The 12,877-nt window shown below is 69.6% G+C and carries 11 protein-coding genes; 2 read left to right on the forward strand and 9 right to left on the reverse strand.

The features are described 5' to 3' along the window. Window positions 1–69 precede the first annotated feature (69 nt). The gene (locus tag AC2DFQ_RS03110) at window positions 70–1,353 is read right to left on the reverse strand and encodes a replication-associated recombination protein A (RefSeq protein ID WP_484533129.1); all 1,284 of its coding nucleotides are present in this window, start codon (window positions 1,351–1,353) and stop codon (window positions 70–72) included. Window positions 1,354–1,920: 567 nt separating this feature from the next. On the opposite strand from AC2DFQ_RS03110, the gene AC2DFQ_RS03115 reads away from it, so the two are divergent. Together AC2DFQ_RS03115 and AC2DFQ_RS03120 are read left to right on the forward strand one after the other, a co-directional pair. Further along, window positions 1,921–3,390 carry a DUF349 domain-containing protein gene (locus tag AC2DFQ_RS03115; protein WP_484532905.1) on the forward strand — a complete coding sequence of 490 codons (1,470 nt, stop codon included), beginning with the start codon at window positions 1,921–1,923 and terminating at the stop codon, window positions 3,388–3,390. A gap of 90 nt (window positions 3,391–3,480) precedes the next feature. Beyond that, complete coding sequence (locus AC2DFQ_RS03120; protein WP_484509294.1) at window positions 3,481–4,029, forward strand: hypothetical protein; 549 nt, start codon at window positions 3,481–3,483, stop codon at window positions 4,027–4,029. On the opposite strand, the gene AC2DFQ_RS03125 is transcribed toward AC2DFQ_RS03120, so the two are convergent. From AC2DFQ_RS03125 to AC2DFQ_RS03160, 8 genes are all read right to left on the reverse strand, one after another. Further along, the gene (locus tag AC2DFQ_RS03125; protein WP_484532906.1) at window positions 4,008–6,263 is read right to left on the reverse strand and encodes a RelA/SpoT family protein; all 2,256 of its coding nucleotides are present in this window, start codon (window positions 6,261–6,263) and stop codon (window positions 4,008–4,010) included. The two genes, AC2DFQ_RS03120 and AC2DFQ_RS03125, sit on opposite strands and share 22 nt — an antisense overlap. Before the next feature lie 56 nt (window positions 6,264–6,319). Continuing rightward, the gene (secF, locus tag AC2DFQ_RS03130; protein ID WP_484532907.1) at window positions 6,320–7,309 is read right to left on the reverse strand and encodes a protein translocase subunit SecF; all 990 of its coding nucleotides are present in this window, start codon (window positions 7,307–7,309) and stop codon (window positions 6,320–6,322) included. Beyond that, on the reverse strand, window positions 7,309–9,030 hold the full coding sequence (gene secD / locus AC2DFQ_RS03135) for a protein translocase subunit SecD (protein ID WP_484532908.1): 1,722 nt from the start codon (window positions 9,028–9,030) through the stop codon (window positions 7,309–7,311). Before secD ends, secF begins: the two co-directional genes overlap by 1 nt. Before the next feature lie 31 nt (window positions 9,031–9,061). Beyond that, the gene (locus AC2DFQ_RS03140; protein ID WP_484509290.1) at window positions 9,062–9,508 is read right to left on the reverse strand and encodes a preprotein translocase subunit YajC; all 447 of its coding nucleotides are present in this window, start codon (window positions 9,506–9,508) and stop codon (window positions 9,062–9,064) included. Window positions 9,509–9,590: 82 nt separating this feature from the next. Beyond that, on the reverse strand, window positions 9,591–10,616 hold the full coding sequence (gene ruvB, locus AC2DFQ_RS03145) for a Holliday junction branch migration DNA helicase RuvB (RefSeq protein ID WP_484532909.1): 1,026 nt from the start codon (window positions 10,614–10,616) through the stop codon (window positions 9,591–9,593). Further along, window positions 10,609–11,229, reverse strand: coding sequence for a Holliday junction branch migration protein RuvA (gene ruvA, locus AC2DFQ_RS03150; protein WP_484532910.1), 621 nt, complete (start codon window positions 11,227–11,229; stop codon window positions 10,609–10,611). The genes ruvB and ruvA overlap by 8 nt, the downstream gene beginning before the upstream one ends. Before the next feature lie 9 nt (window positions 11,230–11,238). Next, a complete protein-coding gene (gene ruvC / locus AC2DFQ_RS03155) occupies window positions 11,239–11,841 on the reverse strand; it encodes a crossover junction endodeoxyribonuclease RuvC (RefSeq protein ID WP_484509287.1) in 603 nt (200 codons plus the stop codon). 49 nt (window positions 11,842–11,890) lie between these two features. After that, window positions 11,891–12,649, reverse strand: a complete 759-nt coding sequence (locus AC2DFQ_RS03160; RefSeq protein ID WP_484509286.1) for a YebC/PmpR family DNA-binding transcriptional regulator — start codon at window positions 12,647–12,649, stop codon at window positions 11,891–11,893. Window positions 12,650–12,877: the final 228 nt, after the last annotated feature.

The raw sequence follows: 12,877 nt of genomic DNA on the forward strand, positions 1-12,877 counted from the left end.
GAAAACTCTGTTTCGAGCCGATCCAGTCTAACAGAGGCCCCCCGCGGCCCGTTTCCGGGCAGGCAGGCGTCACTGCCCGTCGAGGATGCGGCGGATCTTCTCCAGGCGCGCCGCCACATCGCGTTCCTGTCCGTGGTTCGTCGGTTCGTAGTAGCGCCGCCCCCGCAACTCGTCGGGCAGGTACTGCTGCGTCGCGATCCCGATGTCGCTGTCATGCGGGTACTGATACCCCTTGCCGTGGCCGAGTCGCTTCGCGCCGGGGTAGTGCGCGTCGCGCAGGTGCACCGGCACCCGTCCGAAGCCGCCCGATTTGATATCGGCGATCGCCGCGTTGATCGCGTTGTAGGCCGCGTTCGACTTGGCCGTCGTCGCCAGGTACGCCGTCGCCTCGGCCAGCGGGATCCGGCCCTCCGGCATCCCGATGAAGGCGACGGCGTCGGCGGCGGCCACCGCGATCTGCAGGGCCTGCGGGTCGGCGAGCCCGATGTCTTCGGCGGCCGAGATGACCAGCCGCCGGGCGATGAAGCGCGGGTCCTCGCCCGCCTCGATCATGCGCGCGAGGTAGTGGATCGCAGCATCCACGTCGGAACCGCGGATGGACTTGATGAATGCGCTGATGACGTCGTAGTGCTCGTCGCCCTGCCGGTCATAGCGCAGCAGCGCGCGGTCGACGGCCTGCGCGATGTGGTCGGCGCTCACGACCGGCGGCGCGGCGTCCTCGGCATCGTCGGCGGCGACGGATGCGGCCGCCTCGAGGGCCGTCAGTGCTCGGCGGGCGTCGCCGGAGGCCAGCCGCACGAGCGCGGCGCGGGCCTCGGGCTCGAGCGTCACCGCCCCGTCCAGCCCGCGGGGGTCGGCGACGGCCCGGTCGATGAGGAGTCCGAGGTCGTCGTCGCCGAGCGGCCGGAGGGTCAGCAGGAGCGAACGTGACAGCAGCGGAGAGATCACGGAGAACGAGGGGTTCTCCGTCGTCGCGGCGATGAGCACGATCCATCCGTTCTCCACCCCGGGCAGAAGCGCGTCCTGCTGGGCCTTGGTGAAGCGGTGGATCTCGTCGAGGAACAGGATGGTGGACTGTCCGTACAGGTCGCGCTGGTTCAGGGCTTCCTGCATCACCTCGCGGACATCCTTCACGCCCGCCGTCACGGCGGACAGCTCGACGAATCGCCTTCCCGAAGAGCGGGCGATCGCCTGCGCGAGGGTCGTCTTGCCGGTGCCGGGCGGCCCCCACAGGATGACCGACACCGACGACGCGGACGCGCTCCCGTCGGAGGACGCCAGCGCGACCAAGGGCGAACCGGGGCGGAGCAGATGGCCTTGACCGGCCACTTCGTCCAGAGAGGTCGGTCGCATCCGCACCGCGAGGGGGGTCTGCCCCCGGAAGAGTGCGGCGGGAGAGGTCACTCCCCCAGGCTATCCGTGCACGCCGACATCGCGGTCGCGCTTTTGGCCGTTGGCATCGCGGCTGCGTAGGATGCTTCGCGCCCGGGATCACCGGGCCGAGGAGGATGCGGTGGCCGCTGGCGGCAAGGGACGCGACACGCGCGAAGCACGGGAACGCGCGCGGGTCTATCAGGCGCGCCGAGAGCTGCACGAGGGGCAGTCGCGCCGCAGACGACGCGACAATGTGCTCGCGGGCGTGGTCGGCGGGCTCGTCATCCTCGCCGCCATCGGAGGACAGGTCGCGTACTTCACCGCCGGCCCCGGCGCCCCCGAGCCCTCGCCGGCTTCCAGTCCCAGCCCGACGACGTCTCCTGCGCCAGCGACTCCGCCGGCGCCGGCCGAGACTCCGGCGCCTACCGACACTCCCCCGCCCGCTCCATAACGACTCGGTCGGTGCCCTGCGCCGTGACCGGGTCAGGTACTAGGCTCGTCCCCGTCCCCAACCGAGGCGGCCCGAGCCGCGATGAGGTGCATTCCGTGACTGCCGACGCCGATACTTCTGACGCCGAGACTTCCGACGCCGCGACCGCCGAGATCGAGACCGCCGAGATCGAGACCGCCGAGATCGTCGAGGCTTCCGACAGCGAGACCGCCGAGATCGAGAGCGCCGAGACTTCCGACAGCGAGACCGCCGGGACTCCCGACGCCGAGACCGCCGAGACTTCCGACAGCGAGACCGCCGGGACTCCCGACGCCGAGACCGCCGAGACGAGCCGCGATCTGCAGACGGCGTGGGGCCGAGTCGATGACGACGGCACGGTGTCGGTCCGCGAGGGCGAGACCTGGCGTGTCGTGGGGCAATACCCCGACGGCACCCCGGAAGAGGCGCTTGCCTACTTCCAGCGCAAGTTCACCGACCTCGCCAGCGAAGTGACGCTCCTCGAGGCACGCGTGCGACGGGGTGGTGCTCCGGCAGCCGACCTCCGCTCGACCGCCAAGACCCTGCGCGCGCGCACCGTGGATGCCGCCGCCGTCGGCGACCTCGAGAACCTTCGAACCCGCATCGACGCCCTCACCGAGAAGCTGGCCGAGGCGACCGAGGCCGAATCGGCCGCGGCCAAGGAGGCGGTCGAGGAGGCCGTCCGTGAGCGCACGGCGATCGTCGAAGCGGCCGAGGCTCTGGCCGCCCGCGACCCCGAGACCGTCCAGTGGAAGCAGGCCTCCACCGAGTTGACCGCGCTGTTCGACCGCTGGCAGTCCCACCAGCAGAACGGCCCTCGCCTGCCGCGCTCGGTGGGCCAGCAGCTGTGGCGCCGCTTCCGCGACGCGCGGTCGACGGTTGATCGGCACCGCCGGGAGTTCTACGCGAGCCTCGACCAGACGCACAAGGCCGCGCGCGACACCAAGACCCGTCTGGTCGAGCGCGCGGAAGCCCTCGCCCCCCGCGGCGAGGACGGCATCGGCGCCTACCGCGACCTGCTCGACGAGTGGAAGGCGTCCGGCCGGGCCGGCAAGAAGCTCGACGATGCCCTCTGGGCCCGCTTCAAGGCCGCCGGCGACGCCCTGTACGGCGCGCGAGCCGAACGGGAAGCCGCCGACACCGAGGCCTCCAAAGAGAAGATCGAGGCCAAGCGCGCCCTGCTGGTCGAAGCGGCGCCGATCGTGGACGAGCGTGATCTCACCCGCGCCCGGTCGCTGCTGACGAACGTGCAGCGTCGCTGGGACGACATCGGCCGTGTGCATCCCCGTGACGTCGAACGCGGGCTGGATGACGACCTGCGCAAGATCGAGCAGAGCGTTCGCACCCGTGAAGAAACCGAGTGGAAGCGCAACAACCCCGAGACCAAGGCCCGCGCCAACGACATGACGCGCCAGCTGACGGAGGCGATCGAGAAGCTCGAAGCCGAACTCGCCGATGCGCAGTCGCGCGGCGACGCGCGTGCCGTCAAGGAGGCCGCCGACGCCCTCGAGGCGCGGCGCACGTGGCTCCGGGCCGTCGGGGGCTGACCCGCCCTCCCCCGCTCGGAAGCAAAACCGGTTGTCCACAGTCCGTCGGGCCCGGCGTGCGCGCCGACGCGCGTGGGTGAGACTGCGGGGATGACCTCGCCCTTCGTGTACTTCGCCGGCGGCCGGCTCTCTCAGGCCGAGCTCACGGCGGCGTGCCTGGACGGTGACCTCATCGCCCTCGGCGAGGGTTTCGTGCCCGCCGACATCGTCGAGTCGGTCGCGCTGCGCGCCGCGAGCCTGGCGCGGATGCTCGGCGACTGTCTCGCGGCGTCGCACGTGAGTGCGGCGTGGGTCCTCGGCGGCATCGACCAGCCGCCGCTCCGGCACAGTGCGCAGCGGGCCGTGCCGCGACGGCTGCACCACATCATCGACCGGCGCCTGATCTACCACGATCCGTGCGTCGCCCCCGAGGATCTGCTGCAGGCCGGAAGCGTCTGGGTGACCACGCGCGCCCGCACCGCCGCCGATCTCGCCCGCACGCCCGGCGCGCCTCACGAGACCGCGCTGCGGTCATGGGTGCACCGCGACCCGGGCATCGCCGACGAGGCGGCGTCGTGGTTCGCCCGGCGCGACCGCATCCCCCATCGGCGGCGTGCGGAGGCGCTGCTCGCGGCGATTCAGGACGAGGTGACGCGGTAGACGTCGTAGACCGCGTCGATCCGCCGCACCGCGTTGAGCACCCGGTCCAGGTGCACCGTGTCGCCCATCTCGAAGACGAAGCGGCTGAGGGCGAGGCGGTCGTTGTTGGTCTGCACGGTCGCGGAGAGGATGTTCACGTGGTGCTCGCTGAGCACGCGGGTCACGTCGCTGAGCAGTCCTGAACGGTCGAGGGCCTCGACCTGGATCTGCACGAGGAAGACGCTCTTGGACGTCGGGGCCCACTCGACCTCGATCATCCGCTCGGGGTCGGCCTCGAGCGACTTGACGTTGGTGCAGTCCGCGCGGTGGACGGAGACACCGCTGCCTCGTGTGACGAACCCGATGATGGCGTCGCCGGGAACGGGCGTGCAGCACTTGGCGAGCTTGACGAGGATGTCGGGCGCGCCCCGCACGAGCACGCCGGAGTCGCCGCCGCGCGGCGCGCGGCTCCGGCCCACCTGGGGCAGGTCGATCGGGCCGGTGGAGGTGTCCTCGGCGGCGCTGACGAGCGCGGTGACCTTCTCGATCACCGATTGCGTGGAGACGTGCCCCTCGCCGACGGCCGCGTACAGCGCCGAGACGTCCTCGTAGCGCAGCTGATGGGCGACCTCGGTGAAGGAGTCCTGGCTCATCAGCTTCTGCAGCGGCAGGTTCTGCCGGCGCATCGCCCGCGCGATGGACTCCTTGCCCTGCTCGATCGCCTCTTCTCGGCGCTCCTTCGTGAACCACCCGCGGATCTTGTTGCGGGCGCGCGTGCTCTGGACGAAACCCAGCCAGTCCTGACTGGGACCGGCGTCGGGATTCTTCGAGGTGAAGACCTCCACGACGTCGCCGCTGGTCAAGGTCGACTCCAGCGGCACCAGGCGCCCGTTGACCTTTGCACCCATGGTGCGGTGGCCGATCTCGGTGTGCACCGCGTAGGCGAAGTCGACCGGGGTCGCACCGGCGGGAAGTCCGATGACGCGCCCCTTCGGCGTGAAAACGTAGACCTCTTTGGCGCCGATCTCGAAACGCAGCGCGTCCAGGAACTCGCCGGGGTCCGCCGTCTCGGCCTGCCAGTCGGAGATATGCGCGAGCCAGGCCATGTCGGTGTCAGCCGACTTGCCATCGGCCTTGCCGCCGTTCATCCGTTCCTTGTACTTCCAGTGCGCGGCGACGCCGTACTCGGCCTGCTGGTTCATCTCGTGCGTGCGGATCTGGATCTCCACGGTGCGGCCGCCGGGGCCGATCACGGTGGTGTGCAGCGACTGGTAGAGGTTGAACTTGGGCGTGGCGATGTAGTCCTTGAAGCGGCCCGGCAGCGGAGTCCATCGTGCGTGGATGGCACCGAGCACGGCGTAGCAGTCGCGGACCGTGCTCACGAGGACGCGGATGCCGATGAGGTCGTAGATGTCATCGAACTCACGACCGCGCACGACCATCTTCTGGTACACGGAGTACAGCTGCTTCGGGCGGCCCATCACGCGGCCGCGGATCCGGAGTTCCCGCAGGTCGGCGTCGACGGAGGCGATCACGTTCTGCACGTACTGTTCGCGCTGGGGGGTGCGCTGCTTGACGAGGCTCTCGATCTCGGCGTACAGCTTGGGATGCAGCACCGCGAACGAGAGCTCCTCCAGCTCCGACTTGATCGCCTGGATGCCGAGGCGATGCGCGAGCGGCGCGTAGATCTCAAGCGTCTCGGTGGCCTTCTTCGCCGCCTTCTCCGGGGGCACGAAACCCCAGGTGCGCGCGTTGTGGAGACGGTCGGCGAGCTTGATGACGAGAACACGGATGTCGCGCGACATGGCGACGATCATCTTGCGGACGGTCTCGGCCTGTGCGCTCTCGCCGTATTTGACCTTGTCGAGCTTGGTGACGCCGTCAACGAGCATCGCCACCTCGTCGCCGAACTCCGCCGCGAGCTCGTCGAGCGGGTACCCGGTGTCTTCGACGGTGTCGTGCAGGAGCGCCGCCGCGATCGCCTTAGGACCGAGCCCGAGGTCTGCGAGGATCTGCGCCACCGCGAGCGGGTGCGTGATGTACGGCTCGCCGCTCTGGCGCTTCTGACCGGCGTGCTGGGTGTCGGCCACGGCGTAGGCCCGCTCGATGATCCCGAGGTCGCCCTTGGGATGGTGCGTGCGTACCGTGCGGAGGAGCTGATCGACGCCGTCGCGCTTGGCGGAGCGGGAGAAGATCCGCGGCACGAGACGGCGGAGCGACGAGGTCTGGGCGACCGGAGGCGCTGTTTCCGTCATCCGGGCACCTCCTCTGTTCGTTTGGTCGCGATCATCCTACGCCCGCGCCGACGCGCTCAGACCGGCGCGCCGGCGCGCTCGCGGGCCTGGAGCACCCGCGCGTCGCGCTGCTTGATCGCCGGTTCGTTCTCGCGGAGGAGGGAGAACAGCGGGGCGGCGACGAACAGCGTCGAGTATGCCGCGACGATGGTCCCGACGAAGATCGACAGCGAGATGTCGCTGAGCGTGCGCGCGTCGAACCAGATCGCGCCGATGAACAGGATCGCGCCCACGGGGAGCACCGCCACGACGGTCGTGTTGATGGAGCGGATGAGCGTCTGGTTCACCGCGAGGTTGACCGACTCCCCGAAGGTGCGCCCGGAGATCTCGCCGTCGTCCCTGGTGTTCTCGCGAACCTTGTCGAAGACGACGGTGGTGTCGTACAGCGAATACGACAGGATCGTGAGGAACCCGATGACCGCGGCCGGGGAGATCTCCAACCCGGCCAGCGCATACACGCCGACGGTGATGACGAGGACGTCCACGAGTCCGACGATGGCGGCGACCGACATCTTCCACGTGCGGAAGTACAGCGCGAGGATGAGGAAGGTCAGCGCGAGGAAGATCGCCAGGCCCCACAGCGACTGCCGCGTGACGTCGGCGCCCCAGCTCGGACCGATGAAGGACGCGGTGACCTCCGACGTCGACACGCCGTAGACGTCGGCGAGGGCGGCCGAGACCTGGTCGGTCTCGTCGGCGCTCATCTGATCGGTCTGGACGCGGACGGCGGAGTCACCGACCGTGGTGACGCGCGAGATCGCCTCGGGGACCACGGTCTGCACGGCTTCGGAGGCCAGCGTCTGGTCGGGTGCGGTCAGACCCGACACGGTGAACTGCGAACCGCCCGTGAACTCGATCGAGAGCTGGACGGGCCGGATGAGGGGCACCAGCGCCGAGCCGATCACGAGGATGGCGGCGATGATGAACCACAGCCGGCGTCGCCCGACGAAGGGGAACGACGTCTTGCCGGTGTAGAGGTCGTTGCCGAGCTGACCCATGGTGCGCATCAGTCGTCGCCCTTCTTCACGGCGGTGAGCGTATCGCCGCTCGCTCCCTGGGATGCGGCCCGTTCGGCCTGCTTGCGCTCGGCGATCGTCTGACGCCGCTGCGCCTCACCACGCGACCGCGCCGAGCGTCCTCGGTCGGTGGTGACCGGCGCACGGAACTCCGCGCGGCCGCGGTACACCGCACCGAGCGCCTGCGGGTCCATGCCGGAGAGCGGGTGCCCCGAGCCGAAGAACCGGGTGCGGGCGAGCAGCTGCATCACCGGGTGGGTGAACAGGATGAAGATGAGGATGTCGATGGCCGTCGTCAGCCCGAGGGTGAAGGCGAAACCCTTCACCGTGGCGTCGGCGAGGATGTACAGCACCACGGCGGCGAGGATGTTGATCGACTTCGAGATGTAGATCGTGCGCTTGGCGCGCGCCCACCCGTCTTCGACGGCGCTCGTGATCGACTTGCCGTCGCGGAGTTCGTCGCGGATGCGCTCGAAGTAGACGATGAACGAGTCGGCGGTGAAGCCGATGGTGACGATCAGGCCCGCCACGCCCGCCAGGGACAGGCGGAAGCCCATCCGCCACGCCAGGATGCACAGCGTCACGTAGGTCAGCACCGCCATCACCGCGAGCGAGGCGATGATGACCGAGCCGAGGGCGCGGTAGACCACGAGCGAGTAGATCGCGACGAGGGCGAGCCCGATGAGGCCGGCGATGAGACCGATCTGCAGCTGCTGCGACCCGAGGGTCGCCGAGATGGTGTCGGAGCTGACGACGACGAAGCTCAGCGGGAGGGCGCCGTACTTCAGCTGGTCGGCCAGGACCTGCGAGGTTTCCTGGTCGAAGGACCCGCTGATCGACGGGTTGCCGTCGAGGATGACGCCGTTCATCTGCGGCGCGGAGAGCACCGAGCCGTCCAGCACGAAGGCGAACTGATCCAGCGGCGGCGTCGCGCCGAACATGCGCTCGCTGATGTCGCCGAAGACGCGCGTGCCCTCGTCGTTGAAGTTGAGGTTGACCACCCAGCGGCCGTTGTTGGGGTCGACGCCGTTCGTGGCGTCGTCGATCGAGGTGCCGTCCAGTTCCACGGGGCCGAGGATGTACTTGACCGTCTGCTCGGCGTCGCACGTGATCAGCGGCTGGTCCGCCGGCGCGTTGGCCGGGTCGTTGGCCGGATCCGCGCAGTCGTAGGCGAGGAACTGCGACTGCAGCGCCGGGGTGATCCACGCCTGGTCGCTGCCGTTGGTCGGCGCCACGGTCGGGGTGGCCGGCAGGGCGGGGTCGGCGGAGGGGTACGGGGTCTCTTCGCCGTCCTCCCCCACGAAGGTGGTGGCCGGCGCGCCCGCGAGCAGCACGGCTCGGAGCTGCAACTGCGCGGTCGCCTCGATGCGCTCGCGCGTCTCGGCGTCTGCTTCCCCGGGGATCTGCACGACGATGTTGCGGCCACCTTCGGTGGTGATGTCCGCTTCGCCGACGCCCGTCGCATCCACGCGCTGGCGGATGATCGTCACCGCCTGCTGCATCTGCTCAGCCGACGGCTCGGCGCCCTCTGCCGCCTGGGCCTCCAGGACGATCTGCGTGCCGCCCTGAAGGTCCAGTGCGAGCTCGGGAGTCCACGAACTCTGCTGGAAGACGTACACGCCCAGCGCGTTGATCCCGAACAGGATGGCCGTGATGGCCACGAGTCCGGTCAGGGCGCGCCAGGCATGGCGAACGGGGGTGGAAGGCGCCACGTATTCGGCTCTCTGTACGGCGAACGGGGGATCAGGCCTGGGGCTTGTCCTTGGACTCCCCGTCGAGGTCGTGCGAGCGCTTCTGGTCGTCACTGATCGAGGTGATGTCACGGTCGGCAACGCCGGCGATGTACTCGGCCTCGCTCTCCTCGGACTCGATGAAGTCGTCCTCGGTGACGAAGCCCTCGGTGGGGTTCACGATGCGCAGCACGGCCTGGCTGTGCACCTTGATCTCGACGCCCGGAGCGATCTCGACGCGAGCGGGCTTGTCCAGGTCGTCGGCGTCGTACTCGACGATCGTGCCGTACAGGCCGCCCTGGAGGAGGACCTCGGCGCCAGGAACGGTCTGGCGTGCCTTGGCCTCCTGCTCCTCTTTCTGCTTCTGCATCCGGCGGCGGGAGCTCCAGAACATGAAGACCAGGAGGAGTACGAGCAGGATGATGAGCCCGTAATTGGCGAAGAATTCCGCAAGTTCCATGAGTCGGGGCACCTTTCGGTTTCGGCGCGCCGCTGCGGCACTGCCTTCGAGGAGGGAAGAGGGCGGCGATAGCCTTCAGCGATTATAGGTCATGCAGTCGAAGCGCACCGTCGTCCGCGCGCACTCCCAGATGCGCGGCAGCAGCCGGGGTCGCGACACGACCGCGGGGCGTTCGGCCCATGAAACCGATGCGGACGAGGTAGGGCTCCACCACCGATTCGATGGTCTCCGCCTCCTCGCCGACGGCCACGGCCAGGGTCGACAGCCCCACCGGGCCGCCGCGAAACCTCCGCACGAGAGCGTCCAGCACCGCGCGATCGAGGCGGTCCAGACCGATCGAGTCCACGTCGTACAGGTCGAGCGCGGCGCCCACCGCTGCCAGGTCGGCATCCAGGGCGTCGTGGACGACCAGGTAGTCGCGCACGCGGCGGAGCAGCCGGTTCGCGATGCGGGGTGTGCCCCGGGAGCGCTGGGCGATCTCGGCGCGGGCGCGCGGAGGGAGCGGGACGCCGAGCATCGCCGACGAACGCTCCACCACCCGCTCCAGCTCGGCGGGCTCGTAGTACTCCAGGTGTGCCGTGAACCCGAAGCGATCGCGCAGCGGATTGGGCAGGAGGCCCGAGCGGGTGGTTGCGCCCACCAGGGTGAAGGGCGCCAGATCGAGCGGGATGCTGGTGGCGCCGGCGCCCTTGCCGACCATGATGTCGATGCGGAAATCCTCCATCGCCAGGTACAGCATCTCCTCGGCCGAACGGGCCATCCGGTGCACCTCGTCGATGAAGAGCACTTCCCCCGGTGTGAGGCTCGACAGCAGGGCGGCCAGGTCGCCGGCGTGCTGGATCGCGGGGCCGCTGGACAGTCGCAGCGGGCGGCTGCTCTCATGGGCGACGATCATCGCCAGGGTGGTCTTGCCCAGCCCCGGAGGGCCGGAGAGCAGGATGTGGTCGGGGGAACGCTGCTGGATGCGGGCGGCGTCCAGCAGCAACTGCAGCTGCCCGCGCACCTTGTGCTGGCCGACGAAGTCGGCGAGCGACGTGGGCCGCAGCGCTCCCTCGATCGCGAGTTCGCTGTCGTCCTCCGGCGTCCCGGCGTCATGCACGTCAACCACCGGCGGGCTCCCTGCGCGCAGGTCCCAGCATCCCGAGCGTCAGGCGCAGGAGCGCCTGAACCGACGCGCGGTCGGTGTCGGATGCTCCGTCGGACACGCTCGCGACCGCCTCGATCGCGACTCGCTCCGACCAGCCCAGCCCGACCAGGGCCTGGGCGACCTGCGCCGGGACGGTACCGCTCGGGCGTGCGGCGGCGGGTGCGGCGGTGCGCGGCGCGAGGAGCTTGCCCGCCAACTGCACGACGATGAGTTTCGCCGTCTTCGGGCCGATCCCCGACACGCGCCGGAACGGCGCGTCGTCGTCTGCCGTCACGGCCTCGGCGATCTGCGGCACGGTGAGGGACGACAGCACGCCGAGGGCCGACTTCGGACCCACGCCGGTCACACTCAGGAGCTGGCCGAACACGAGGAGCTCCTCGCGGGTTTCGAATCCGAAGAGCGACAGGGCGTCTTCGCGCACGATGAGGTTGGTGTGCAGATGGATGTCGGAGCCGATGGCCGATGCGCGAGCCAGCTGCGGGACGACGGCGACCGTGAAGCCGACCCCACCCACGACGACGACGATCGCGTCGTCGTCGACGTGCGCGACCGTGCCCGTGACGGAGGAGATCATGCAGTGAGCCTACGGGCGGGTTCGCATCTTTGTTCGACCGACACGCACAGTGCGCTGCTCCGCGTCGCGCCAGGCCTTCTGGGCGGGGGTAAGGGCACCGGTCGTCGTCGACGCACTTCCCGGTCCGGATCGCCAGGCGTGGCAGAGGGCCAGGGCGAGGGCGTCCGCCGCATCCGCGGGTTGCGGGAGCTCGTCCAGGCGCAGCACGCGCGCCACCATCGTCTGCACCTGTCGTTTGTCGGCGGAGCCGTAGCCGGTCACCGCGGCCTTCACCTCGCTCGGGGTGTGGGTGGCCGCGCGGAGCCCGCGTTCGCCTGCCAGCATGAGGGCGATGCCGCTGGCCTGCGCCGTTCCCATGACCGTGTGCAGGTTGTCCTGGGCGAACACCCGCTCGACAGCCACGACATCGGGCGAATGCGCATCGAGCACCTCGCGGAGGCCCGCGGCGATCGCCGCGAGCCGGAGTTCGATCGGCAGGTCGGGGGCGGATCGGATGACGCCGACATGCACGAGTCGTGCCGAGCGGTCGGGTGCGACGTCCACGATCCCCACGCCGCACCGGGTCAGCCCCGGGTCGACGCCGAGCACGCGGAGGGACGGGCGGGAGGTCACTCCCCCACGCTAAGCGCGGGGGAAGACGGCGGGTGGCAGGCGCGCCTGCTCAGTCGTCTTCTTCGAGCTCGGCCTGCACGTCGGACGTGAGGTCGAAGTTGCTGAAGACGTTCTGCACGTCGTCGCTGTCTTCGAGGGCGTCGATGAGGCGGAAGACCTTCCGGGCGGTGTCGGCGTCGATCTCGACCTTGAGGTTCGGGACGAACTCGACGTCTGCCGACTCGTAGTCGATTCCCGCGTCCTGCAGAGCTGTGCGCACCGTCACCAGGTCGGAGGCCTCCGTGACGACGGCGAATCCGTCGCCGTGGGGCTCGACTTCCTCCGCGCCGGCGTCCAGCACCGCCATCATGATGTCGTCCTCGCTGGTGGCCTCGCCGGAGACGACGATCACGCCCTTGCGGGTGAAGTTGTACGCGACGCTCCCGGGATCGGCGAGGTTCCCGCCGTTGCGGCTCAGCGCCGTGCGCACCTCCGCGGCCGCGCGGTTCTTGTTGTCGGTCAGACACTCGATCATGAGCGCCACGCCGTTCGGGCCGTAGCCCTCATACATGATCGAGGTGTACTCGACCGCTTCGCCGCCGATTCCGGCACCGCGCTTGATGGCGCGGTCGATGTTGTCGTTGGGGACGGAGGTCTTCTTCGCCTTCTGTACGGCGTCGTACAGCGTGGGGTTTCCCGCGAGATCGGCGCCGCCCATCTTGGCGGCGACCTCGATGTTCTTGATGAGCTTGGCGAACGACTTGGCACGGCGAGAGTCGATGACGGCTTTCTTGTGCTTGGTGGTCGCCCACTTGGAGTGGCCGGACATGGAGCCAATTCTACGCGTGGGCCCTCTCGCCTCGCACACACGCGGTGTCCTCGGCCCGGGTCGCGGGTCCCGGCGAGTCGTTGACTGCACGGGTTCCTGCCGAGCGCACGGGATTTCTGCGCCGATACGCCGTGCGCTCGGCGGGAGGTCGTGCACTCGGCGGATGCGGCGGGGATGCGGCGGACGGGGCCGCGGGGACGGGTCTTGCTGGTTGGGCGAGGCGGGTCC

The organism is Microbacterium sp. Z11_20 (genome assembly GCF_057197605.1).

Coding starts and splice junctions, on each gene's coding strand:
- AC2DFQ_RS03110 (WP_484533129.1), bottom strand. CDS start 1,353: ATGCGACCGACCTCTCTGGACGAAGTGGCCGGTCAAGGCCATCTGCTC.
- AC2DFQ_RS03120 (WP_484509294.1), top strand. CDS start 3,481: ATGACCTCGCCCTTCGTGTACTTCGCCGGCGGCCGGCTCTCTCAGGCC.
- AC2DFQ_RS03125 (WP_484532906.1), bottom strand. CDS start 6,263: ATGACGGAAACAGCGCCTCCGGTCGCCCAGACCTCGTCGCTCCGCCGT.
- secF (WP_484532907.1), bottom strand. CDS start 7,309: ATGCGCACCATGGGTCAGCTCGGCAACGACCTCTACACCGGCAAGACG.
- AC2DFQ_RS03140 (WP_484509290.1), bottom strand. CDS start 9,508: ATGGAACTTGCGGAATTCTTCGCCAATTACGGGCTCATCATCCTGCTC.
- ruvA (WP_484532910.1), bottom strand. CDS start 11,229: ATGATCTCCTCCGTCACGGGCACGGTCGCGCACGTCGACGACGACGCG.
- AC2DFQ_RS03160 (WP_484509286.1), bottom strand. CDS start 12,649: ATGTCCGGCCACTCCAAGTGGGCGACCACCAAGCACAAGAAAGCCGTC.